The sequence below is a fragment of the Vibrio sp. V30_P3S12P165 genome (assembly GCF_009904905.1).
GTDB classification, from domain to species: Bacteria; Pseudomonadota; Gammaproteobacteria; order Enterobacterales; family Vibrionaceae; genus Vibrio; species Vibrio fujianensis.
Map to the genome: position 1 here is coordinate 1 of NZ_WXWH01000004.1, position 25125 is coordinate 25125.

At 42.7% G+C, this 25125-nt stretch carries 21 protein-coding genes; 10 read left to right on the top strand and 11 right to left on the bottom strand.

Annotated features, from left to right (window positions below; all coding sequences use genetic code 11):
• Positions 1–56: 56 nt before the first annotated feature.
• The 5 genes from CAG57_RS00410 to CAG57_RS00430 all read left to right on the top strand — a co-directional run bounded on the left by CAG57_RS00410 (position 57) and on the right by CAG57_RS00430 (position 4168).
• A complete protein-coding gene (locus CAG57_RS00410) occupies positions 57–236 on the top strand; it encodes a hypothetical protein (protein ID WP_099611175.1) in 180 nt (59 codons plus the stop codon).
• Positions 237–467: 231 nt separating this feature from the next.
• Positions 468–1064 carry a GTP cyclohydrolase II gene (locus CAG57_RS00415; RefSeq protein WP_099611176.1) on the top strand — a complete coding sequence of 199 codons (597 nt, stop codon included), beginning with the start codon at positions 468–470 and terminating at the stop codon, positions 1062–1064.
• Between the two features lie 121 nt (positions 1065–1185).
• Entirely contained in the window at positions 1186–2733 is a 1548-nt protein-coding gene (locus CAG57_RS00420; RefSeq protein WP_161427568.1) for a L,D-transpeptidase family protein, read from the top strand.
• A gap of 158 nt (positions 2734–2891) precedes the next feature.
• Positions 2892–3443 (top strand): YcbK family protein, encoded by a 552-nt coding sequence (locus CAG57_RS00425; RefSeq protein ID WP_161427569.1) that lies wholly within the window; start codon positions 2892–2894, stop codon positions 3441–3443.
• A 68-nt stretch (positions 3444–3511) separates the two neighbouring features.
• The gene (locus CAG57_RS00430) at positions 3512–4168 is read left to right on the top strand and encodes an MBL fold metallo-hydrolase (RefSeq protein ID WP_099611178.1); all 657 of its coding nucleotides are present in this window, start codon (positions 3512–3514) and stop codon (positions 4166–4168) included.
• Between the two features lie 7 nt (positions 4169–4175).
• Here the strand turns inward: CAG57_RS00430 and CAG57_RS00435 are convergent, their stop codons facing one another.
• Entirely contained in the window at positions 4176–4841 is a 666-nt protein-coding gene (locus tag CAG57_RS00435; protein ID WP_099611179.1) for a DUF2982 domain-containing protein, read from the bottom strand.
• Positions 4842–5053: 212 nt separating this feature from the next.
• Here CAG57_RS00435 and CAG57_RS00440 point away from each other — a divergent pair, with 212 nt between their 5' ends.
• Positions 5054–5443 (top strand): MarR family transcriptional regulator, encoded by a 390-nt coding sequence (locus tag CAG57_RS00440; protein ID WP_099611180.1) that lies wholly within the window; start codon positions 5054–5056, stop codon positions 5441–5443.
• A gap of 82 nt (positions 5444–5525) precedes the next feature.
• On the opposite strand, the gene CAG57_RS00445 is transcribed toward CAG57_RS00440, so the two are convergent.
• Positions 5526–6002: a MarR family winged helix-turn-helix transcriptional regulator gene (locus CAG57_RS00445; RefSeq protein WP_099611181.1), complete on the bottom strand. Its 477-nt coding sequence runs from the start codon at positions 6000–6002 to the stop codon at positions 5526–5528.
• Positions 6003–6390: 388 nt separating this feature from the next.
• On the opposite strand from CAG57_RS00445, the gene CAG57_RS00450 reads away from it, so the two are divergent.
• Together CAG57_RS00450 and CAG57_RS00455 are read left to right on the top strand one after the other, a co-directional pair.
• Entirely contained in the window at positions 6391–7965 is a 1575-nt protein-coding gene (locus CAG57_RS00450; RefSeq protein ID WP_099611182.1) for a BCCT family transporter, read from the top strand.
• Positions 7966–8217: 252 nt separating this feature from the next.
• On the top strand, positions 8218–10101 hold the full coding sequence (locus CAG57_RS00455) for a methyl-accepting chemotaxis protein (protein ID WP_161427456.1): 1884 nt from the start codon (positions 8218–8220) through the stop codon (positions 10099–10101).
• 42 nt (positions 10102–10143) lie between these two features.
• On the opposite strand, the gene CAG57_RS00460 is transcribed toward CAG57_RS00455, so the two are convergent.
• The 5 genes from CAG57_RS00460 to CAG57_RS00480 form a co-directional block, all read right to left on the bottom strand.
• Complete coding sequence (locus CAG57_RS00460; RefSeq protein WP_099611183.1) at positions 10144–10860, bottom strand: 3'-5' exonuclease; 717 nt, start codon at positions 10858–10860, stop codon at positions 10144–10146.
• An 8-nt stretch (positions 10861–10868) separates the two neighbouring features.
• Entirely contained in the window at positions 10869–12758 is a 1890-nt protein-coding gene (locus CAG57_RS00465) for a DUF294 nucleotidyltransferase-like domain-containing protein (RefSeq protein WP_161427455.1), read from the bottom strand.
• A gap of 235 nt (positions 12759–12993) precedes the next feature.
• Positions 12994–14184, bottom strand: coding sequence for an amino acid aminotransferase (locus tag CAG57_RS00470; RefSeq protein ID WP_202597847.1), 1191 nt, complete (start codon positions 14182–14184; stop codon positions 12994–12996).
• Positions 14185–14324: 140 nt separating this feature from the next.
• Positions 14325–15725 carry an asparagine--tRNA ligase gene (gene asnS / locus CAG57_RS00475; RefSeq protein WP_099611186.1) on the bottom strand — a complete coding sequence of 467 codons (1401 nt, stop codon included), beginning with the start codon at positions 15723–15725 and terminating at the stop codon, positions 14325–14327.
• A gap of 163 nt (positions 15726–15888) precedes the next feature.
• The gene (locus CAG57_RS00480) at positions 15889–17496 is read right to left on the bottom strand and encodes a methyl-accepting chemotaxis protein (RefSeq protein ID WP_099611187.1); all 1608 of its coding nucleotides are present in this window, start codon (positions 17494–17496) and stop codon (positions 15889–15891) included.
• A 207-nt stretch (positions 17497–17703) separates the two neighbouring features.
• Here CAG57_RS00480 and queD point away from each other — a divergent pair, with 207 nt between their 5' ends.
• Entirely contained in the window at positions 17704–18063 is a 360-nt protein-coding gene (queD, locus tag CAG57_RS00485; protein ID WP_099611188.1) for a 6-carboxytetrahydropterin synthase QueD, read from the top strand.
• Between the two features lie 63 nt (positions 18064–18126).
• On the opposite strand, the gene CAG57_RS00490 is transcribed toward queD, so the two are convergent.
• The 4 genes from CAG57_RS00490 to pabB all read right to left on the bottom strand — a co-directional run bounded on the left by CAG57_RS00490 (position 18127) and on the right by pabB (position 23280).
• Positions 18127–19488, bottom strand: a complete 1362-nt coding sequence (locus CAG57_RS00490; RefSeq protein ID WP_099611189.1) for an L-serine ammonia-lyase — start codon at positions 19486–19488, stop codon at positions 18127–18129.
• Between the two features lie 216 nt (positions 19489–19704).
• On the bottom strand, positions 19705–20958 hold the full coding sequence (locus tag CAG57_RS00495; protein ID WP_161428510.1) for an aromatic amino acid transport family protein: 1254 nt from the start codon (positions 20956–20958) through the stop codon (positions 19705–19707).
• A gap of 295 nt (positions 20959–21253) precedes the next feature.
• Positions 21254–21865 (bottom strand): CoA pyrophosphatase, encoded by a 612-nt coding sequence (locus CAG57_RS00500; protein WP_161427807.1) that lies wholly within the window; start codon positions 21863–21865, stop codon positions 21254–21256.
• Positions 21866–21888: 23 nt separating this feature from the next.
• Complete coding sequence (gene pabB, locus CAG57_RS00505) at positions 21889–23280, bottom strand: aminodeoxychorismate synthase component 1 (protein ID WP_161427808.1); 1392 nt, start codon at positions 23278–23280, stop codon at positions 21889–21891.
• A gap of 237 nt (positions 23281–23517) precedes the next feature.
• On the opposite strand from pabB, the gene CAG57_RS00510 reads away from it, so the two are divergent.
• Complete coding sequence (locus CAG57_RS00510) at positions 23518–25035, top strand: fumarate hydratase (protein WP_161427809.1); 1518 nt, start codon at positions 23518–23520, stop codon at positions 25033–25035.
• The last annotated feature ends 90 nt before the right edge of the window (positions 25036–25125 follow it).

Here is a 25125-nt window from a genome sequence, read left to right on the forward strand (position 1 = left end):
GTGATAGTATTTGTATTAATTGAATAACTTTTAAACGATTAGCATAGGGGCTCTTTGTGGATTACGCCGTCATTACGCAATTAAAAAAAGATTTTTATGCGCAGATTGGTGCATTCCAGTCTCATTCTTTGCCTCAAGAAAAAACGACTTTATCTCTGTTAACGCCGGAAGAATTAAAGCAATTAGAAGAGATTTGGGTTGAACTAACGGTATGGAAAAAATCACAAAGCCATTAATATACGTATGCGCTTTTTATGCTAGATTGATCGATAAAAAACCCAGCTGAACGGTAAAGAAAGCTGGGTTTTTTGTTGCCGTTTTTTGAAAATGTTATATTATAACAAATGTTGAAATTGTGATCTTTTCGTTGAAAAAGAGGAGAGTCATCCCCATAGTAAAGTCACAATAACGTAGAAAGATGCATACCATTCCAGCATGCAGCCAGAAAAATTCAAGTGAGTGCAGATATGGCACAAGTAAGAGCCAGAGTTGATTTAAAAGTCGGTTTGAAAAGTAACATTGATGCAGAAATACTTTCATTCCAAGGGCTAAAAACAGAGAAAGAACATGTCGCGGTCATCTTCCAATCCGCGGATAAAACCCAACCAATTCCTTTAGTGCGAATGCATTCCGAATGCCTAACTGGTGATGTGTTTCATTCGTCGCGATGTGACTGTGGCGAACAATTAGAAGAAACCATCAATAAAATGGGTGAGCACGGAGGTATTATTCTTTATTTGCGCCAAGAAGGGCGCGGTATTGGACTATATAACAAAATTGATGCTTATCGATTACAAAGCCAAGGCATGGATACTTACCAAGCTAATAATCACCTTGGTTTTAGTGATGATCTTCGTGATTTTACCGAGGCCGCACAAATGCTCAAAGCATTGGGGGTAACGAGGATCCGCTTAGTGACCAATAATCCGAAAAAAGTTCGTGAGCTAAAAGAACATGGGATTGAAATTGTTGAGGTTGTGAATACTGCAGCTCACATTAAGCATGGAAATGAAAAATACTTACAAGCGAAGGTTGCTCATGGTAAACACAGCTTAAAGCTCTAATCATGCTTACAACCTCATTTATATGAGGTTTTTATCTTTAATATAGTCCTCCGGACAGTTTGGTTAAATGTGGTTCTTTTGCCATACTTAGTTCAATGCTAATTCTGTAGGGTGGGTTGTGATGAAACATCGTTTCCTGACGGTTGGACTATTACTTCTTTTTAGCTTTCCCCTCGCTGCAACGCCTTATTTTACGCAACTGGGGTGGCTAACCGCTGATGAAAACCGCACACTTTCCTTTTATTATCCTCAAACGCTAGCGCAGCTATATCATCATCATAATGATCAACGAATATGGACCGATATGCTGCTTCGTACCCAATTTGAAGAACAGTTGGAGTTGATCCATAGAGCTAAAATTAGTCCACTTTTTTCTCACCGCTTAGCGCTGTTGATTGATAAGAGGCAGCACGAGGCTTGGCTTGAATATGATTTGTTAGCTACGGATACGCTACTTATGTATCTAAGTTACGCAGAGCGAGCAGAAAAACAAGGAATGGATTGGTTTTTGAATGGTAATAAGCTCGAGCGTGCTTTACCACTTCCAAGTGAGGCGGCTCTCTTAGCTTTACATATTGCTGTTGGTTCAAAAACATTGGGTCACCTGATTTTTCGTTATACTCCGCAAGATCCCACTTATCAGCAGTTGATTTATGCTTATCGTTTTTTACGACCACTAACTGAAGTATTACTGAGCGATTACCAACAACGCGGGTTAAAAAGAGTGGGGGATAAACTTGAAGATCGGCAAACTTTAATTCAACGTTTAGCATTAGTGAACATTGATATAACCACTATACGTGATGATGTCTCTTGGTACGATAACTCTTTAGTGAAACCGATTAAACAGTTTCAGAAACTGCATGGCTTAGTATCAGACGGGATTATAGGCCCCAATACACTAAAATGGCTGAATTTATCTGTGGATGCTCGTTTAGGATTAATTGCTTTAAACGCTGAACGCATGCGTTTATGGCCGAGTTCCACCACGGCTATTGTGGTTAATCTGCCTAATTTTGAACTTAAATATTGGTATTCTGGAGAAACGGTATTTCAGTCTAAAGTGGTGGTTGGTCGTGTCACTCGCCCAACCCCAATCATGACGGTAGGGTTAGATTCATTAATAGTCAACCCAACTTGGAATGTGCCGTATAAAATTATGGTAGAAGATATTCTACCGATGGCTAAGAGAGATAGCCAATATTTAACCCGGCAGCATATGGAAATATTACCGCGTTGGGGATCGCAGCAAACGATGGATCCTGCTTTAATTGATTGGGAAAATATACAACCAGAATCGTTTCCTTATCGATTGCGTCAGCAAGCGGGATATCGAAATGCGTTGGGGCGTTATAAGTTTAATACACCAAATCGGCGCGCGATCTTTTTGCATGATACACCAAGCAAGCATTTATTTGATTATAGTTCTCGAGCGTTTAGTTCTGGATGTATCCGTGTTGAAAATGCCGATCTGTTTGCTAACACATTACTTAAAACGCAAGGGCTCGATGACCAAACAGATATGACCCAAAGTCGTGAGCCTAACTATGCCATCGCTTTAAAACAGCGTATTCCCGTTCAAATTATTTACCAAACTACGTGGTATGATGCCGGACAACTGCACTTTCGTGATGATATTTATCATTTAGATCGCGTCTTAACTCAATAATACTGACTAAAAAATGACATAAAAATAATATCTTTATTGTCAATAAGTAAGAGCAGTTATTGACCTGATTTATGTTAGCTTTAGCCATGAAAGGTTTGATTTTAGCGGCAGAGTTAGTTAATTTTCGCCCTCGCTTTATCAATAATGAAGGTCTTATTTTGCATTTGTCTCGTCGTCGTTTCCTGCAATTAACGGGGTTGGGGGCCGCTTCTGCTGCGGTATTTCCTTCATTTGTTCATGCCTCTTTACCTCAAGAGCCCAGAGTGCTGATGCTGAATAATCCGCACACTGGCGAGAGTCTTGAATCTTGTTATTTTAACGGTCATCGATATGTTCGCTCTGAATTGCAGCGGCTAAATCACCTTTGTCGAGATTTCCGTCGTAATGAAGTCTATCCAATGGATAAGCAACTGTTTGATCAACTCTCTCGCATCCAGGCTCTGCTTGGAACCGCAGCAAAGGTTGAGATTATTTCTGGTTATCGCTCTCCGGCGACGAATAAAATGCTCCTAAATCATAGTCGTGGAGGGGTTGCCAAAAAAAGTTTACACATGCTGGGACAAGCGATCGATTTTCGATTAGAAGGTGTCGAATTATCTTTGGTACATACTGCCGCGCTAAAATTGCAAGCGGGTGGTGTAGGCTATTATCCAAAAAGTCATTTTATTCATATTGATACTGGATTGGTTCGCCAATGGCGAGGAGCGTGACTTGTCAAATGACAGTGACAATGTCATAGTTTCTGCCATATTTTATGGTTATTGAACAGGTTTGCCTCATGTCTCTTAAATATCAAATTGTTCCTGTAACAGCTTTTGCGCAAAATTGCTCTATTGTTTGGTGCGATGAAACGATGCAAGGCATTGTGATTGACCCTGGTGGTGATGTTAAACAACTTAATATGTTGATTGATGAACTCGGTGTTCGTGTGGTCAACTTAGTATTAACACATGGCCATTTGGATCACGTCGGAGGAACTCAGCCATTAGCGAAGCTATTAGGTGGGATTGAGGTTCTTGGCCCGCATAAAGCGGATAACTTTTGGTTGCAAGGGTTAGAGGGGCAAAGCCAGATGTTTGGTTTTCCATTGACTGAAGCATTTGAACCCACTCAATGGCTAGAAGAAGGGGATACTATTAGTTTTGGTCAACAAATTTTAACCGTATTACATACCCCTGGGCATACGCCCGGTCATATCGTATTATTTAGTGAACAAGCACGGTTAGCCTTTGTCGGTGATGTGCTCTTTAATGGTAGTGTGGGGCGAACCGACTTTCCCAAAGGCGATTTCAATACATTGATTGATTCTATCAAGCATAAATTATGGCCACTTGGCAATGATGTGACTTTCATTCCAGGTCATGGTTCTATCTCAACATTTGGTCATGAGCGAGTCAATAACCCATTTGTGGCTGATGAAATGCCGCTCTATTGATTTTTAGCTACTCATTTGACTCGGCAGCGGCGAGATAGCGCCGGGTCAAACCGACAAATTCGCTAGCACTACGATCAAGATCCGCTTCTGCGATATACACATCAAAACCATAATATTCCCGCTGATAACGCATACGATTGGCAAGCATCGCCATTAATCCAGTATAGATGTGCCCCTTTTCATCTTGATATGGGGTTGAATCTAATACGATGTCTTCAAAAAGGATTGTTTGACTTTGCTGTTTAGCCCCTAAATAGAGTAGGGCGCGTTGACTTAACAGCATTTCTCTTGCTATTCGAGGGCAAATTGCCTCTAAAAAAGGAGAATAGTTTTTTAAGTGCAGGCCAATCCAAGGCAAAGGTTGATGCCATCCTTCTTGCTGATAGCTACAAATGCCAATATGTTGGATATTATTCCACTGAACAACCCAACCGCCATGATAAAAGTGTTGCTGGAAATGCGTTGCCGTTAGGGTAAATCCAACCCAGCTTTTACACAGCAATCCATATCCGACGCCAGTAAAGAGTAATAATCCACAAGATAATAGACCGCTTAACGGCCAGTCAACGAACAAGATCAGTAAGAAAAGGAGAATCACGAGCGGCAGTGCGAATATACGTTTCATTGCCGTTGCAGAATAAAAAGGATAATTTGATAAGTGTAGAGTCGGCATACAATCCTCATCGGCAAATATTAATGAATTGGTTGTCAATTTCTTTTATTCAATTTGCTTTTTATCTGCTGATATTTTAGTCGCTTGTCAGCAAAATGTCGGCTTTTCAGTATGAAGTTGACCAATGCCCTACAAATAACTCGTAAATTTTGCTATAAAACGCGCTTTAAATTTTCACCACTGTGTCCAACAGTGAAATGGAGAGATACTCGATGAGACTTGCTCATAAGCGTAACGTACAGGCGAAACTGCAAAAACGTATCAAAGCGATGGTGGCAAATATTGCTGATGTACCCAAAACGGCCAAGCCTGTAGCAGCGAAACCTGCTGTTGAAAAAAAAGCACAACCACAATCAAAGGTTGATAAGGTTTCAGCTCAGTCTCCAGTAGAAAGAGCATTAACTCCAAAGCAGCAGCAAGTATTAGACATTGTTGCAGCGAATGCAGCAGGTATTAATCCTAAAGCCATTGGTTTGGCGGCGGGACAAGAAGAAACCAAAGCTGCTTCTTGGGCAACGGGCGCTTTGAAAAAGTTACTAGAAGAGAACTTGGTCACCAAAGAGCAGCTAGCCGGTAATAAAGTTATCTATAAAGCGATTTAATCGGTCACCAATAACAAAGCCCCGAATTGTTCGGGGCTTTGTTATTTATCATGCCTAAACGGTGTCAGGTGTTTAAAAGTGATTATTCTGTTTTAGTGATACTACCAATTTCTAGCATGGGAGCAACATCCATGTTTTCAGCATTCATCATCGAGGATAAGCGCTGCACAGAGGAAAGCAATAAGCTCTGCTCCCAGTCATCTAACTGCCTAAATTGAGCAACAAAGCTGTCTTGTAGCGGCTGTGGTGCTTTGGCTAATAACGCTTTCCCTTCATCAGTTAAATAGGCATGGACTTTACGCTTATCTGTATTACTTCTGACCCGTTGCACATAATGATTTCGTTCAAGGCGATCTAATATCGTGGTTGCCGTTGCTTGGCTCATATTGGTGTGCTTTGAAAGCTGGCGGATGGTTACTTCTCCTAATGCCTCAATCGAGCGCATTAAAATCAACTGCGGGCCGGTTAATCCAGCATGTTTACTTAACTTTTTCGAGTGTAAATCGATGGCTCGGATAATTTGGCGAATGGCCACTAAGACTTCTTCATGCTTTTCCACAATACTTACCTACAACATCTGGAGAAATTAGCTCGGAACATACCTTAGTTATCATTAATTTGAAAGTATAGAATACGTTCTTTTTTATCCTCGTTCTTGAGCATGTATAGCAATAATGTGAAGAGTATTAATCTTTTGTTGTCAAATGAATTTTATTGACTTTTTGGTTATTTTTTCGGCTGAATCTGGGCTTTTCGGCCTTTTTACCATGATTTTTTGCTGTTTTACTAGATATATATCTGATTTTGTGTACCATATTGACCCGTTGTTATGCTCTATAGTTATGAGCACGAAATATATTTTCCTTGCCTATGTCGAAGTCTTGCGGAAATCTATTTCGTTGTCATGGTTATTGAGTTCTATTTAGAATCAATAAAAGAGAGGAAAAATGACACGAGGAATCGATAAATACAGCATCGATAGTACCGATTACACCGTTGGACAAGACAATGTTCAGAAGTGGGGGTTTGACGTCCACAATCCGGTGTTTGGTATTAGTGCTGGTCTGATTGTACTCTTTTTAGTCGCAACGCTATTTAGCGATGCTGATACCGCCAAAAATGTCCTTGATGGGGTAAAGTGGCAAATTATAGGGACGTTTGATTGGCTATTTATTTGGTCAGGTAATCTATTTGTTCTATTTTGCTTAGGATTAATCTTCTCCCCTTTTGGAAAAATTCGTTTAGGTGGTGAAGGAGCGGTTGCTGATCACACCTTTATTTCTTGGTTAGCTATGCTGTTTGCAGCAGGGATGGGGATTGGCCTCATGTTCTGGAGTGTTGCTGAGCCTGTGGCCTACTTTACAGGTTGGTATGAAACACCACTTGGTGTTGAAGCGAATACTCCGGAAGCAGCAAAGTTAGCGCTAGGCGCAACCATGTACCATTGGGGACTTCACCCGTGGGCGATTTATGCTGTGGTGGGGCTTTCTTTAGCTTTTTTCTGTTATAACAAAGGATTGCCACTTTCTGTCCGATCTATTTTCTATCCAATTCTTGGTGACAGAGCTTGGGGATGGGCTGGACATGTTGTTGACATTTTAGCCGTTTTAGCAACCTTGTTTGGGTTAGCAACCTCATTGGGTCTCGGTGCACAGCAAGCGGCTAGTGGGATTCATCATGTCTTTGGTCTCGATGCGGGCATTGGTTTACAAATTGTGGTGATCATTGGGGTCACGCTTTTAGCGACGGTATCCGTGGTTAGAGGCATTGATGGTGGTGTCAAAGTGATATCCAACATTAACATGGTAATTGCCTTTGCGTTGCTAGTGTTAGTGGCCATCATTGGTTATGCGGTAACCTTCGCTTCCATTCCTACCACATTCATGGCTTATATTGAAAATATCATTCCACTCAGTAACCCTCATGGGCGAGCTGATGAAGCATGGTTCCAAGGTTGGACGGTCTTTTACTGGGCTTGGTGGATCTCTTGGTCTCCATTTGTTGGAATGTTTATTGCTCGTGTCTCTAAGGGTCGTACTGTCCGGGAATTTATCACCGCAGTATTACTGGTACCGACAGCAGTGACGGTAATTTGGATGTCGGTCTTTGGTGGTTTAGCTATCGATGAGGTGATTAATAATGTTGGAGAGCTTGGCCATAAAGGGTTAACTGATGTATCACTGGCTATGTTCCAAATGTTTGATGGGTTACCTATGGGGACATTATTATCGATTATTGCGGTAGTGTTAGTATTGGTCTTCTTTATTACTTCATCTGACTCAGGATCGTTAGTGATTGATAGTATTACCGCTGGCGGAAAAATGGATGCACCTGTTCTACAGCGCATATTCTGGGCGATCATGGAAGGAGCGATTGCGATTGCCTTATTGTGGATTGGTGGTACCGAAGCGGTACAGGCGTTACAAGCTGGGGCTATTTCTACTGCCTTGCCATTTACCTTTATTCTCTTGCTGATGTGCGTGAGTTTGATTATGGGAATGCGTACTGAGCAGAAAAAGTAACATTGGTTGAGTGAATCATAAAGTGATGGATGGGTACTTTTATACCTAATTTCCCACTGAACTTGCTAAGATGATGAATAAAGGCACTAAGTCGCAATATTTAGTGCCTTTATTTTTTCCGATAATCTGGCATGAGTATATGCAAAAACTAAATAATCGATAGTGTGAATCATAGTGACATAATTCGTGCAACGCATGATAAATATGGTTACTATTTTGCCTGAAATTTTCTTCTATCGATGATTAATGACAATGAAACTAACTCTAAAACAAAAACTTATAGGTTCAAGCCTTTCAGCAGTGCTTGTGATGGCTACGGCGTTAACCTGGCTATCTGCCGATCAACTGAAACAACAGACTCACCGTGGTATTGTGGCTCGTGCCGAAGCCCTTTCATCGACCGCCGCGAAAGGAATTTCTGATTGGATTTCTATTCGAAAAAACATTTCGACAGCTTTTAATCAATATAGCTCTGAGCCGGATGTTGTTCCATTTTTACAACAAGCTCGTAACGCTGGTGGGTTTGATGATATTTTTTTAGGCACGTCGGATGGTCAGATGTATCGTTCTCATCCTGAGCGAAATCGTGCTGACTATGATCCAAGAGCCCGACCGTGGTATAAAGATGCCGTTTCTGCAGGCAGGCAGATTATCACCACTGCTTATCAAGATGCGATCACTAAAGCTTTACTGGTCACCATTGCTGAACCGGTTCGTGATAACGGACAATTTGTTGGTGTTGTGGGCGCTGACGTTTTAATTGATCAACTCATTACCGACGTTTTGAGTATGGATGCAGGCGATAAAGCTTATACCATGTTGATCGATACGCAAGATGGTAATTTTCTGGCTCATCCTAACAAGGCATTACTGCTCAAACCGGTTGCTTCGTTAAATAAAACCCTCAATATGACGGCCCTAGAACAAGCGGCAGTTCGTCATCAGTTGCTTGAATTGACGATCAATGGTCAAGAAACTCTGTTTTACTTTACTCCGGTGCCTAATACTCCTTGGATGTTTGCGGTGCAGATGGATAAAGCCACCGAGTTTGCTGCTCATCGTCAATTACTCACCGGTTTATTCGCGACTGCCTTGATTATTACGATCATTGTTGTGTTGATCGTGTCTTGGTTGGTTAGCTTTTTATTCCGTGATTTACTTCGTGTTTCAAAAGCGTTGGAAGAAATCGCGATTGGAGAAGGGGATCTAACACAACGGTTAGAACCACGCAGTGATGATGAAGTTGGACGCTTAGCGAAAAACTTTAATATTTTTGTCGGCAATATGCACCATATGGTCAGTCAGTTAAGCCAGATTTCTCAGTCATTGTCTGCTCAGTCTCAAATGACCGCTGCCCATGCGGAAGAACGAAGCGCCCGTATTCGAATGCAGCAAGATGAAGTCAATATGGTGGCCACCGCGATCAATGAAATGGCCGCAGCAACGCAAGAAATTGCTAATAATTCTGAAAATACCGCCCAAAACTCATCGGAAGCGGTTGATGCTTGCTCGCATGGTGCAACGCAAGTATCACAAACTCAGAATTCGATTCATTCTCTAGCACAAGAAGTTCAGGTTGCAACCGATGTTATTCAAGAATTAGAAGAGCACGGTAACCAGATCAGCACCATACTTTCAACGATTCAAGGCATTGCAGAACAGACTAACTTGTTGGCACTGAATGCGGCGATTGAAGCTGCGCGAGCAGGGGAGCAAGGGCGAGGTTTTGCCGTTGTAGCGGATGAAGTTCGGGTGTTAAGTCAGCGAACGCATGCATCAACGCAAGAAATTCAAAATATGATTGAAATGTTGCAAAGTACAACCGGTAAAGCGGTGAGCATTATGAATGATAGCCGTCGCTTGGCGGATACCAGTGTTGATGATGCGAACTCGGCCGCAGCCAGCTTGATGCAGATCCATCAAGCAGTTGAAAATATTAGTGATATGGCGACTCAAATAGCTTCTGCAGCAGAAGAGCAAGCCTCTGTTACGTCTGAAATCACGCGTAATACGGTGGGAATTCGTGATGCTTCTAATGATTTAGCGCAAGAAGCTCATGAAGCGGCTTCGCAAGCGGCAGAGTTGTCCCAACTTTCTTATCAATTGGATGAAGAAATTCGCCGTTTTAAATTATAAATAGCAGTGTTAACTAAATCGGAGGAGCCAAGGCTCCTCTGATTATAACCAGAACAATCGCACCGGGTGCTGAAGAGAATAGTGATGGGCGATTTGTGCCTGCATTAATTCAGCCGTTGCAATAGCATCGGTTAAGGCATGATGTGGGTGATAACTCGGTAGCCCATAGCGCTCCCGGGTTTGCCCTAATCGTAGCGATGCCTTTTTTTTCCCTTTTAATCGGTTCCAAAGGCCTGCGGTTATTTTTTTCTGGATTTGAGCCTCAATTTCCATCGTATCAATAATAGGAAACTCGATACCTTCATTGATTCGGCGTTTAAAGGCCTGATCTAAAAACTCACGTTCAATTTTATGGAAATGAACCACGATCACTTTGCCTGTTAATTGCTCAAGTAAGTCATCAATGATCTCACTTAAGTCGGGCGCACCCATAATATCGCTATGGGTGATACCGTGAATAATGACAGACTCTTCATCTAATTTCTGGCGAGGTCGAACGGTCCAATGTTTTGCTCTATTGAGATAAATTCGCTGCAGAGTAAAAGGCACTAAACCAATCGTAATAATTTCATCTTTATCGGCATTGAGGCCCGTGGTTTCAAAGTCCATCGCAACAAATTCCATCTCGCCAAGCTCAGTATTACCACTGGTAATTTCTGCTTGATAGAAGTGTTTTAACAATGGCGAATGAACAACCGCTTGTTTGGCTCGATATTTATAAGGCCAATCAATGCTCGGCGTTTGAAAAAGTCGTTTCATGATCACCCTTACTTAAAGTTACTACTGGCCTGATAGCGATATTTGAGGAAATTTTGGGCATTGCTTAAGATTTGAAAAGCATCTTTTAAATTTCGACGTTCAAATTCAGAAAGATTTTCAGGTTCAATATTGTTATCTGGCTGAATATCATTTTCCACATCTAGGGCTTGGTGGCGAATGCGAACCATCGAAATAAATTCCAGTGCATCTCGCAAATCTAGCCCTCGACCTTTAGGCAAGATCCCTGCATCAATTACATCATCTAACCGCTCAAAAGAGTTCTTTGAGCGAGAACCAACCGCAAGCGCGTGAACACGAATTAAATCTGCTAGTGGTGCGGTTCCGCGGCGTTTTAAGTTGATTGAATTGTTATGTTGACCATCTTTTTCCATTACAAAATTCTTAAAAAAACCAAGTGGAGGCGTGCGATTCAGCGCATTGCGAGCTAAACAGGCGAGAAAGCGGTTATTGCGTCTTGCTCGACGAACAATAAATCCATTGAGTTGTTCTGCCCATTTTAATCGCCCATAAACACCATCTAAATCAAAAAAGATGGATGCATTCAATAGCGCTTTCGGGTTTGGGTTATCAATCCAATCGGCAAAACATGTTTCCCACTGCTGGCGTGTCATTCGCCACATTGGGTTGGTCGCCATAATATCGCCAGTACAATAGCTATAGCCACATTTATCCAAGGTATCACAAACCAAGGTAGCGAGTTTGGCAAAATAGTCGCCGTGTATCGTTTCATCATAGCTGTCATCAAGAATAATCGCATTGTCTTGATCGGTGACGATCAACTGCTCATCACGTCCCATGGAGCCTAATGCTAAAAAGCAGTAGGGGATCGGTGCGGGGCCAAGCTCTTCTTCTGCTAACTCAATGATACGTTGCTTGAAACTCCGTCCAATGGTTGACATTGCGGTGCCGACCATATGGGAATTTGCATCTTCATTGACTAAACGAACAAAAGCGTCTTTCACTTGTTTAGAGAGCTGAGCTAAATCATCGGCGCTATTTTGTTGGAAAATACTACTCACGAGTAATAAGGAATTTTGCGATTCATAGCGGACAATATCGGTAATTTCTATGATGCCGATAGGGTTATTTTCTTTTAGAACCGGAAGGTGATGCACGTTATAGCGTAGCATAGTGAGCATGGCTTCATAGACATAGGCGTTGTGATCGAGTGAAATAACCTCGCTGGTCATGACTTCAGTGACGGGCTGACTATGATCGAGATCGGTCGCAATCACACGTCGGCATAAGTCACGGTCTGTGATGATGCCAACGACTGGGCTACTGTCATCTTCATTATCTTGCATAATATTGGGGTCAATGATCAGTAGCGATGAGACGTTTTCTTCTGACATTTTGACTGCTGCATCTTGAATCGACGCATCGTTATACACAAAAGGTGCTTCACGGGTGAGTAATCGCTTAACCTTGGCGGTGGTTAAATCATTTTGTTCGGCTGTGTTGGAAATGGCTTGACGTAGGCGTGCACTATCTTGGACTTCAACATAATCGGCAAAGGTATCATATTCATCATAAAGTTTCTGAAATATAGCTTCAGGAATACAATAGATCAATGTATCTTCAATTGCCGTCACCGGAAAGCTGACTTTGTTGTTGGTTAATAGCCCCATCTGGCCAAACAAGCCACCTTCGGTGATTCGGTTATACAGTTCGCCTTTGCGTCGATAAATTTCAACAACACCACTTCTTATCATGTATAGATCTTGAATATGATCACCTGCATGAATGATTGGCGTGTCTTGGCGAAAGTAAGCAATTTCTACATGATGAGCAATATCTTGCAAGATATGTTCTGGAAGCTCATTAAAAGGAGGGTATTGGGTGAGGAAGTTTTTTATTTCTAGTAATTCGGCTTCCATGAAGTAACTCCTGTGGTTTCTCAGAGAAAATGTGAGTAGGGTTTAATCAACCTTAGCTAAAGTTGAATCAGAAGAAGGCGAGTGTTTTTTCATGTAAAATCCTACCAAAGGATTTTAGTTTATCTCGCTGAATATTCTCAATATTGGTGATGAGGTATTGTACCAAATGTGAGCAATGAAGAGCGAAGAAAAAGAGTTGGGTGTACCCAACTCTTAAGTAAGAGGTTATTAATGCTTATAATACCGCTTTAATACCGTTACACAGTGGTGACATGTTCGATTTCGTCATTCCGGCAACGCTGATACGGCCTGAACCCACGATATAGATAGCAAACTCTTCTTTTAAACGTTGAACTTGTTCTTTGCTCAATCCAGAAAATGAGAACATGCCATTTTGACGTTCGATGAAACTAAAATCAGCGGCTACCCCGATATTTTTCAATGTCGTCACAAATAACTCGCGCATCTCTTGGATACGTACGCGCATTTCGGCAACTTCTGCTTCCCATTCTGCACGAAGTTCTGGATGGTTGAGAATATAAGTAACGACCGCTGCACCATGTGCTGGCGGGTTGGAGTAAATTGAACGGATAATAGCCTTCACTTGAGAAAATGCCGTTTCTGCCACAGCGGTTGAGTTTGCCACTAAGGTGAATGCACCCACTCGTTCGTTGTATAAGCCAAAGTTTTTCGAGAAAGAACTGGCGACTAAAATCTCTTGGTTATATTGAGAAAAAATACGTAGCCCAGCTGCATCTTCTTCTACACCTTTGGCAAAGCCTTGATAGGCAAAGTCAAATAGTGGTAATAAACCTTTATCGGCAACTAGCTTTGCTAATCTTTCCCATTCTTCTAATGTTGGGTCAATACCGGTTGGGTTATGGCAACATCCATGAAGTAGCACCACGTCACCCGTATTTGCTTGCTCAAGATCTGATACCATCGCAGCAAAGTCTTTATCTTTCGATGCGGCGTTATAATAAGCATATTGAACGGTCTCGAGTCCAGCGGCATTAAACACCCCATGATGGTTAGCCCATGTTGGGTTGCTGATCCAAATTTTTACATCACCTAATTGGCGTTTAATAAACTCACCGGCAACGCGTAGTGCTCCAGTCCCCCCCGGTGCTTGCGCTGTTTTTGCTAACTGATTGTTTACGATAGTAGAGGTATCGCCAAACAATAGCTTTTGCACCGCAAGGGCATATTCAGCGGTTCCCTCAATGGTCAAATAAGACTTGGTCTTTTCTGATTCAAGGAGCGCCGCTTCTGCTTTTTTTACGGTTGCAAGAACAGGCGTTTGTCCCGCTTCGTTTTTGTAGATGCCCACACCTAAGTTGATTTTTTCTTTTCGAGCATCGCTTTTAAACTCTTCAGTTAAACCAAGAATAGGGTCCGCCGGGGCCGCCACAACTTTTTCAAACATAATATTCATCCATGTAAAGTTAAAGTGAGAAGATTGTTTTCAGTTCTTTATACCTTTCTGGCTGCATACTGACAACCATAGTCCAATGGAAACTGAAAAAAACCTTCGCTTAGCGAAGGTTTTTTGATTGTGAAAGCGGTTTAGAAGTTGGCACTGCGTGGTGTACGAGGGAATGGAATCACATCTCTCACGTTACCCATGCCTGTCACATAAGAGACAAGACGCTCAAAACCAAGGCCAAACCCGGCATGAGGTACAGTGCCATAACGGCGTAAATCACGATACCAACCCATATGTTCGGGGTCGATACCCATCTCAATCATACGTGCATCAAGTACATCTAAGCGCTCTTCACGTTGCGAACCACCGATAATTTCACCAATTCCTGGTGCTAATACATCCATTGCGGCCACAGTTTTACCATCTTCATTCATGCGCATATAGAAAGCTTTAATGTCTTTGGGATAGTTTTTCACAATGACAGGTGCTTTAAAGTGTTCTTCGGCCAGATAGCGCTCATGCTCAGAAGAAAGGTCAATACCCCATTCAACGTCAAATTCAAATTTGCGACCAGAATCAAGCAGAATCGAAATAGCATCGGTATAGTCAACTTGTGCAAAGTCTGATTGTACAAATTGCTCTAAACGTGTGATGGCTTCTTTATCAATACGTGAAGCAAAAAATTCAAGATCGTCACGACGTTCGGTTAATACAGCGTTGAACACATACTTAAGCATGTCTTCAGCTAGCTTAGCGACATCGTTTAGGTCAGCAAAAGCAATTTCCGGCTCGACCATCCAAAATTCTGCTAAGTGACGGCTAGTGTTTGAGTTTTCCGCGCGGAAAGTCGGGCCAAAGGTGTATACTTTGCTCAATGCGCAAGCGTAAGCTTCAGCGTTTAACTGACCCGAAACGGTGAGAAAGGTCTCTTTGCCGAAGAAGTCTTCGTTAAAGTCAATATCGCCGTTGTCTTTACGGGGCAAGTTGGCTAGGTCGAGAGTAGATACGCGGAACATCTCGCCCGCACCTTCAGCATCAGATGCGGTAATTAACGGTGCGGAAACCCAGTAATAACCTTGTTCATGGTAGAAGCGATGAATCGCTTGAGCCAAACAGTTACGAACTCGGGCTACCGCCCCGATGACGTTGGTACGAGGACGTAAGTGGGCGACTTCTCGTAAGTATTCAATAGAATGACGCGTTTTGGCCATTGGATAGGTTTCAGCATCTTCAACCCAACCTACGACATTAACCTGTGTAGCGGCTAATTCAAAGTCTTGGCCGCTGGCTGGAGATTCAACCACTGTACCGGTAATTTCAACAGAACATCCAGTAGTCAGTTTTAAAACTTCATCTTGATAATTATCGAGATTATTCGGAACCACGGCCTGAATCGGGTTGAAACAAGAGCCGTCATATATGGCAAGAAAAGAGATTCCAGCTTTGGAATCGCGACGTGTACGGATCCAGCCGCGAACAGTGACTTCACTGTCTACTGCAAGCTTACCGCTTAATACGTCTTTTACAGGCGCGTAAGTCATGTTTGATATAGTCTCCATTGAGGTAAAAATTCAACCCAATGTTCATTCACAGTCTTTTTACTAAAAAATAGGCTAAACATTGGGTTGGATTAAATTTTACAGATTCAATGGCACATATTACCTGTCAATTTTTCTGCATCAACCATTAATATCATTTCATTGCTCAATTCTTGTTCGAAAGCGTGAATTGGTTGAGCAATAATTCTAACTGCTGCGATAATTGAGCAAGATCAACGCTTATTTCTCGCGTTTGGCTTGCTGATTGAGAGGTATCATTGGCATGTGATGTAATCGTATCTACTTTTCCTTGTACTTCATGACTGACCGCAGTGGTTTGCTGTGTTTGTTCTTGAATACGATTAGCGTGAGTTAATACTTGCTGCATTTCTGTTACGACTTGACCCATTGCTATTGAAAGGGTTTCCACATCATTAGAACGCTGATGCGCGTCGCTACAAACTAAATCGACGGATTGTAAAGATGAGAGACTTTCGTGTTTGAATTCATCAATAATGTTTTCAATATTACTCGTTGCTTCAGTGGTTCGTGAGGCAAGATGGCGAACCTCATCGGCCACAACGGCAAAGCCTCGTCCTTGTTCACCGGCTCGGGCTGCTTCGATGGCGGCATTCAGCGCGAGTAAGTTAGTTTGATCGGCAATAGCTTGTATCGTATCTAATATGGTTGACACTTGTAGGGTTTGTTGATTTAGATGTGATATTTTTTCTTTGACTGACTCGATGTTGCCTACTAATTGCTTGAGCTGTTCACTGGCGGTATGAGCTTGTTGGGCACTTTGTTGAGCAACATCGGTTGTATGAGTGACCAGAGAAGAGGCATCTAAGGTTGCTGTTTCGACTTCCGTTTGCTTGGTTTGCATTTGTTCAATATTAAGCTGTACGTCAGCGGTTTCTTGCTGCTGATCGTTTGCGGCTTGATCGGTCGTTTTGGCAACGCGAGTCAGTTGTTTGGCACTATGAGCCAGAGAGTGAGAGGTTTGTTGAACTTGCTGCAAACTGTTTGATACGGTTTCCAGCAACGAATTAATTGAGTTTGCAAGCCACCCTAGTTCATCATTGCGTTGATTGGTGAGTCTTTGAGAGAGGTTTTTACTTTCGCTGACTAAGCGCATAAAGCGTGAAGTTTGTTGAATCGGGCTGATGATGATGTTTCGAATTAACGTCAAGGTGAGGAGAAATCCGAGTAACGCGATACTCGCCATGATAGCGACCCCAATCCAAGTCCGGTGCCTAACCATATTATTTAAATGGTTAAGATTATATTCAAGACGAATGACACCCAAGACTTCGCCTTCTGGTGCAATATGGCAGGCGATACAGTTTGTTCCCCGATAATCAGCGCTCGATTTCATCGGCAACGCCACCACCAGTCCAGTTCCCCAGTCAGCTTGAAAGGGTTCAATAACGGTTTCACCCTTAAGAGCACGTTGATCAATATCATCGACAGGTTGTTGCTCTTCACCTCCTGGACCATAGAATTGATCCACTGATGCTGAGCGTAGGATTCGCACCTGTTCAATACCTTCTTGAGCTAATGCTTTTTGTCGTAGTGTTTCTTTCTGAGCCATTGTGCCAGTAAGCATCATCATGTTGAGACTATCAAAATAGTTACTGGCTTTATCGTGCAGTTGTTCGCTAAGAACTGAATGGATCAGATCGCGTTGCTGTAAGTATTGGTAGAGCGTTGAGCCGGTTAGTACCAGTGCAAAAACTGATAGTAAGGTCAGGAGTAATTTTGTTGTTATTGTCATAAGAATAGTGTTGTTATTAAAATGATACTGACATTGTGACTATATCGTTAATGGTAAGTATCGCCAATGCGAGGTTCGATGGACTGTGACTCTAGGCGAAATCTGATGATTGGATATGTGATGTAGTAAACGTATTCTATATGCTCTTGTCTCACTCCCGTTGATTACGTAGTATTGCGGCTCTTTTTAAAAATCCCGAGTAGTGAGATGAAAACCGAAATTTATAAAGAGTTTATGTTTGAGGCGGCCCACCGTTTACCGTATGTACCAGAAGGGCATAAATGTGGCCGTTTGCATGGGCACTCCTTCTTAGTTCGACTTTATGTGGCGGGAGAGGTTGATCCTCACACTGGGTGGTTAATTGACTTTGCAGAAATCAAAGCGGCATTCAAACCGATTTACCAGCGTCTAGATCACTATTATTTAAATGATATTGACGGGTTAGAGAATCCAACCAGTGAAGTGTTAGCAAAGTGGATTTGGCAACAATTGAAACCTAGCCTGCCTTTGCTCAGTAAAGTCGAAATTAAAGAGACTTGCACCGCTGGGTGTGTGTATACCGGGTAGGGCAAAATAAAAAGCCTGATGTCAGAGCATCAGGCTTAGTATACTCAGAGTTTTGTGTCGAAATTAGCAGATGACTTTCACGGCTAACCCACCTTGAGAGGTTTCACGATATTTCGCATTCATGTCTTTTCCGGTTTCAAACATGGTTTCGATCACTTTATCTAAAGAAACTCGCGGTGCGGAAGAGCGACGCATAGCCATACGGGTTGAGTTAATGGCTTTAACTGCCGCGATTCCGTTTCGTTCAATACAAGGCACTTGTACCTGACCTGCTACAGGATCACAGGTTAAGCCTAGGTTGTGTTCCATTGCGATTTCTGCAGCCATACACACCTGTTCTGGACTGCCACCTAATAGTTCGGCTAATCCCGCAGCCGCCATGGAACAGGCGACACCGACTTCGCCCTGACAGCCTACTTCTGCTCCAGAAATTGAGGCATTTTGTTTATAGAGCCCACCAATAGCACCCGAGGTAGCAAAATAGCGGATATAATCTTTTTCTGTGACGGTTTGAATGAACTTATCGTAATAGGCGAGTACTGCCGGAATAATACCACAAGCTCCGTTAGTCGGTGCTGTTACGACACGACCACCCGCGGCATTTTCTTCATTGACGGCAAAGGCATACATATTTACCCAGTCGACTACGGCCATCGGGTCGTTAGTGGTTTTTTCTGAGGTTAATAATTGTTGGCGTAATGCTGCGGCACGGCGTGGTACACGTAAAGGACCCGGTAAAATACCTTCGGTACTCATACCTCGCTCCATACATTCACGCATTGTGCGCCAGATATTGGCAAAATAGCGGCGAACTTCTTCATCCGAATGAATAGCTTTCTCATTGGCCATCACCAACGTGCTAATAGATAATCCATGCTCTCTACATTGATTGACCAACTGTTCGGCACTGCTAAATGGGTAGGGAACTTGGATCGGCGAGTCAATGGTTTTACCAAAGTTTTCTTCATCGACAATAAAGCCGCCACCGATCGAATAGTAAGTTTTGGTATAAACGACTTGTTCGTCGATCCAAGCATGGATTTGCATGCCATTTTCGTGGAGTGATAAATTGGTTTTATGAAAATTCATTCCGCCGTCACGGGGGAAGGCGACGGTATGACAGTGCATGCCGACTGGAAGGCGTTCGGTTTCTTCAACACGAGCAATGAAGCTGGGAATTGCATCAATATCGACTTTTTCAGGAGTGTTTCCTGCCAAGCCCATAATAATAGCAATATCTGTGTGGTGACCTTTCCCTGTCAGTGATAATGATCCATAAACATCAACGGTAATTTTAGTGATGTCGCGCAATTTTCCCATCGCGCGCAGGTCATCAATAAATTGTTTTCCCGCTTTCATTGGGCCGACCGTGTGTGAGCTTGACGGACCGACACCAATTTTATAGATATCAAATACACTAATCATATTGATTGCCTCAAAATCAGGCCCCCCTTATAAAGGGAGGCCTATTTATCAATTATATTTTATGTTTTAAGCTCATATATCCTTCTTACTTGAAGTCGCTATGCCGATGACGTTTGCTTATCCCAGCCATATCGTTGAACGCTATTCATGGGGCTTTTCTCACTTGCTGCCTACCTGCAACGCCAAGTCACCTAGAAGAATACATTGATGCATAGATTAAAGAGCGCCGTAGATTACAGAACTAATAGCAGCAAAACCACAAATAACTGTAAAAATTTGTACCGGTGCCGATGTCTTATATTTTGCCATTGCAGGAACATTTTTCATGGCAAAAACCGGCAGTATAAACAAAATTGCGGCGATCATTGGAGCGCCCATCGTTTCGATCATGCCTAAAATACTTGGGTTAATAATAGCAATGATCCAAGTTGTGAGAACGATAAAGACTAATGAGATCTTTTCAATTTTGCTAATGGAGAGTTGGCTACGTGATTTGACTAATCCGACTAAACCTTCATGAGCGCCTAAGAAGTGGCCAAAGTAACTCGACGTAATTGCAGCGAAGGCGACAATTGGACCTAGATAAGAAATCAATGGTGATTCATGCACATTAGCAAGATAAGACAATACACTGATGTTTTGTTCTTGCGCCATATGAAGTTGCTCGGGCGTCAGAGACAGTACTACCGAGAAAACAAAAAACATCACGAAGCCCATTAACATCATAGCTGATCCGGCGGTAATCATATCTGTTTTTGCGACAGCATTATCACCATGCTCAAGACGTTGTACCTTAGTGAATTGGCTAATGATCGGACTATGGTTAAAAGAAAAAACGATGATAGGAATAGCAAGCCACACAATGACCGGCATTGCCGACCAATCTGGTGAGGTTTCCATCATAGAGGTATTCCAGTCTGGAATCAGAAAGAAGGAAAGTGCGAGTAAAATAAAAACCAGCGGATAAACCATGGCCGATGTTGCTTTTAGCATCAGCTCTTTACCAAATACCACTCCTGCAGTCATGGTTGCAATGAGTGCACCAGAGAGTAGCCAACGCGGAATTGAAGCCATACCGATTTGATGGACTAAGAAAGAGTCTACGGTATTGGTAATGCCGACACCATAGATGAGAACAATAGGGTAAATGGCAAAAAAGTAAGCAAAAGTGATAAGGTTAGCGCCAGTTTTACCAAAGTGTTCTTCAACGGTATCTGTAATATCAGAGTCAGGTTTGCTGGCAGAAAGGACGAAACGAGCTAATCCTTTATGGGCAAACCAAGTCATAGGAGCAGCGAGTAGGGCTAAAATAACTAATGGCCAAAATCCACCCGCACCAGCTTTAATTGGTAAAAAAAGGACACCCGCGCCGACGGCAGTGCCAAAAAGTGACAGTGACCATACAAAATCTTTATAGGTCCATTTACCAGAAGATTGTGTGGTCGATAAAACCTTTGTGGTTGTGTTCATGGGTAATTTACTCATTTTGGGAACAGGAAATAAATCGGATGCAATTTTGCGTTTTTTTTTACAATAAAAAATAGATCTAAATCATGTATTACCTGTGTTATTGAATGAGATGTCAAAAACTAACTCACGATCACGAAAAAACTGTGCTACATGTAAAAAATGTTAATGAATTGATTAGATAGATTTATTCGAAGTCGCATTTGACTAAGTTTATCTTATGACGAGCGTTTATTTGTGGCGATGACAAGATAAAAGTAGATAAAAAAGCCATACAATAAAAGCCGATAAATCGCGATTAATGGGGAAGATTAATGTGTTTTTGTAGCGCTTGAATGATTTGAGCGGTCATACCCCATATAAAATGATGTTTATATGGCAGCGCAAATACTCTATGCCAGGTATTTTGTATTTGAAAAGTACCACTATAGAGTTTACGTTGATCAAGTAAGTAACAGGCTGGAATTTCAAAAATTTCATCAACTTCATTAGGATCGATGCGAGCGTTATAACTGGCATCAATCAATCCCACAATAGGCGTGACCACAAAACGGCTGACGGTGACTAAATCGGGTAGTTTACCTAAGATTTCTATGTCACACATTGAGACACCAATTTCTTCTTGAGTTTCACGCTTAGCGGTTTGATAAAGCGATCCATCACTTTCTTCATATTTTCCGCCAGGAAAGCTAACCTGCCCCGGATGATGTTTAAGGTGAGCCGCTCGTTTTGTGAAAATAACATTTAATCCGTGCTTACGTTCAACAAATCCAACCAAGACGGACGCTTTTTGTAATGAATCAGGCGATAAATGAGCGGCACGATGGAGTGATTGCGCATGATAGTCACTGGGCATGGTTAAAAGAAAACGTTGTAACAGTTGATCTCTAGTCAAGTTAGCGGTGTCCATCGGTTCTCGATTTTTATCCTATTTTACTGTGCAAGAATAGGCAGGATACAACAGAGTTTATCTAACGTTTCCTGATATTCAGCGCCACAGTCACTGTCTGCGACAATTCCGCCCCCAGCCCACGCATACAATTGTTGTTGATGCGCGAGCAAGGTACGAATACTAATGCTGGTATCCATGCGTCCATGACGGCTGATATAGCCAATGGAGCCGCAATAAGCACTACGGCGATGTGGTTCTAACTCCTCAATAATCTGCATCGCTCGAACCTTGGGGGCTCCTGTAATTGAGCCGCCGGGAAAACTGGCGCGTAACAAATCGGTTTGTTGATAATGTGTATCCAACTGAGCGCGAATGGTACTGACTAAATGGTGAACGGCCGGAAAACTTTCGATGGCAAAGAGCTTAGGGACATGAACGCTACCAGGTTTGGCCACACGGCCAATATCATTACGTAGTAGGTCAACGATCATTAAATTTTCGGCTTGATCTTTCTCTGCTTCAGCCAGTTCCATCGCATTCATCCTATCTTGCTGTGGGTTATCACTCCGTGGGCGAGTTCCCTTAATCGGTTTGGTTTCAATCTCACCTTGATCAATGAGTATAAAGCGTTCCGGTGAAACGCTGAGAATCGCGCCTTGTTCTAGCCGTATGAAGGCAGAAAAAGGAGCCTGATTGCTCTGTTCTAATTTTTGGTAAGCGAGCCATTCACTACCTTGGTAACCAGCTTTAAAACGTTGAGCAAGGTTGATTTGATAACAATCACCCGATCGTAAATAGTGTTGTACTTGGGCGAATTTTTGCTGGTAGTGTTCTGCGGACATGTTTGAATGCCAAGCCGTAGTCAGTTGAAATGGTCGTGATTGTGATTGTGATTGTGATTGTGATTGTAGCCAAGTTTGTGCTTTGGTCAGGTTAAGACCCACCCAGTAAGCCATTTTTTGCTGATGATCGATGACGATTGCCCACTCATACAGGCCAATCGCCATGTCTGGCATCGATAAGTCATGGATTGCACGGGAGGGTAATGGTTCAATTTGTCGCCCTAGATCATAGCTAAAGTAGCCTAGCGCTCCCCCGATAAAGGGCAGATCAAGCTGGTTGTCAACATGAGGCAAATAGGTGGCTTGTAGTTGTGCTATAAGCTCAAAAGGGTCTTTGAGTGACGTTGTCACTCTTTGTGGTTCACAGATTTCGGTCTTATCGTCAAAGGTTGTTAAAGTCACAATCGGGTTAGCCACCACAATATCAAACCGGCTATCTGTATGCTGTTTTGATGGTGAGCGTAACAGCATGGCCCACGGAAGATGCTCAATCTGAGAAAAAAGCTGATGGGCGAGGTTTTTTTGATAGTTGATGGATTGAATCTGTATTGATTTTTTTTCTTCTGCGTTCATTTGTGTAATTTGTGACAAAGGGAGGCTTCGCTGCATAGCGTGTTGAGGAAAGCAAGAGTATCATATAAAAGCGTAACCTCAAGCAGTTGACCGCATAGGTTTTTTCTCTTGAGGTTAGGCATCAATATAAAACGCTAAAAGCTGCTATTTGATCAATGTGTTTAATTCAGTCGTTTTTCGCCTTTGGCATTACTGACGTTCAGACACATTCTCAAAGCGTCGGCCCATGGAAGCATAATGATAACGAGGCATGCAATGACGGTTATACGCAAGCAAGATGTGATCAGCAGTGTTGCTGATGCTCTTCAATACATTTCTTATTACCATCCCCTTGATTTTATTCAAGCATTAGAACAAGCCTACCATCGCGAAGAGAGCCAAGCGGCAAAAGATGCGATTGCCCAAATTTTGATTAACTCACGCATGTCAGCAGAAGGACACCGCCCTATCTGTCAGGATACTGGCATTGTTACTTGTTTTGTCAATATTGGCATGGACGTTCAGTGGGACGCGACCGATATGACAGTGCAACAAATGATCGATGAAGGCGTTCGTCAGGCTTATACTAATCCAGAAAATCCACTACGAGCATCGGTATTGATGGATCCTGCGGGTAAGCGAATCAATACCAAAGATAATACACCAGCCGTTGTGCACATTAATATGGTGCCGGGTAACAAGGTTGATATTCAAATCGCCGCGAAAGGTGGCGGTAGTGAAAATAAAACGAAAATGGCAATGCTAAACCCGTCGGATGATATTGCTGAATGGGTAGAAAAAACATTACCTGCCATGGGGGCGGGTTGGTGCCCTCCCGGAATGTTAGGAATTGGTATTGGAGGAACGGCAGAAAAAGCAGCCGTTTTAGCCAAAGAATCTTTGATGGAACACATTGATATCCAAGAGTTAATTAAGCGTGGCCCACAAAATGCTGAAGAAGAGCTTCGGTTAGACATCTTTAACCGAGTAAATAATCTGGGCATTGGTGCACAAGGGCTAGGTGGTTTAACAACCGTTGTTGATGTAAAAATTAAAACCGCGCCAACTCATGCGGCTTCAAAACCCGTTTGCTTGATCCCTAACTGTGCGGCGACTCGCCATGTACACTTTACGCTAGATGGCTCAGGCCCGGCAGAATTAACCCCTCCTAAGTTAGAAGATTGGCCAGAAATTACTTGGGAAGCGGGGGAAAATACCCGTCGAGTGAACTTGGATACTGTCACACAACAAGAGATCGAAACATGGAGAACGGGAGAAACCGTGCTGCTGTCAGGTAAAATTCTTACTGGCCGGGATGCGGCTCATAAGCGCATTCAAACCATGTTGCAAAATGGCGAGAGCTTACCAGAAGGGGTCGATCTAAAAGGGAAATTTATCTACTACGTAGGCCCGGTTGATGCCGTCGGTGATGAAGTTGTTGGGCCTGCAGGCCCGACAACCTCGACTCGAATGGATAAGTTTACTGACATGATGTTAGAAGATGTCGGTGTGATGGGCATGATTGGTAAAGCAGAGCGTGGGCCTGCAACGGTTGAGTCTATTAAGAAAAATAAAGCCGTGTATCTGATGGCGGTAGGTGGGGCTGCTTACTTAGTAGCGAAAGCCATTAAGAAGGCCCGTGTCGTTGCGTTTGAAGATTTGGGTATGGAAGCAATCTATGAATTTGAAGTTGAAGACATGCCTGTCACTGTGGCCGTCGACTCAACAGGAGCAAATGCACATCAGATTGGCCCAGATACTTGGCGAGTCAAAATTGCGCAAACGGCTCAGTAATGTTTAGTTACTTTTAAAGCGTAAGAACAACAAAAGGTGTAGCAATAGCTGCACCTTTTGTGTACTAAGGCCTGTTGAGTATATACTAGG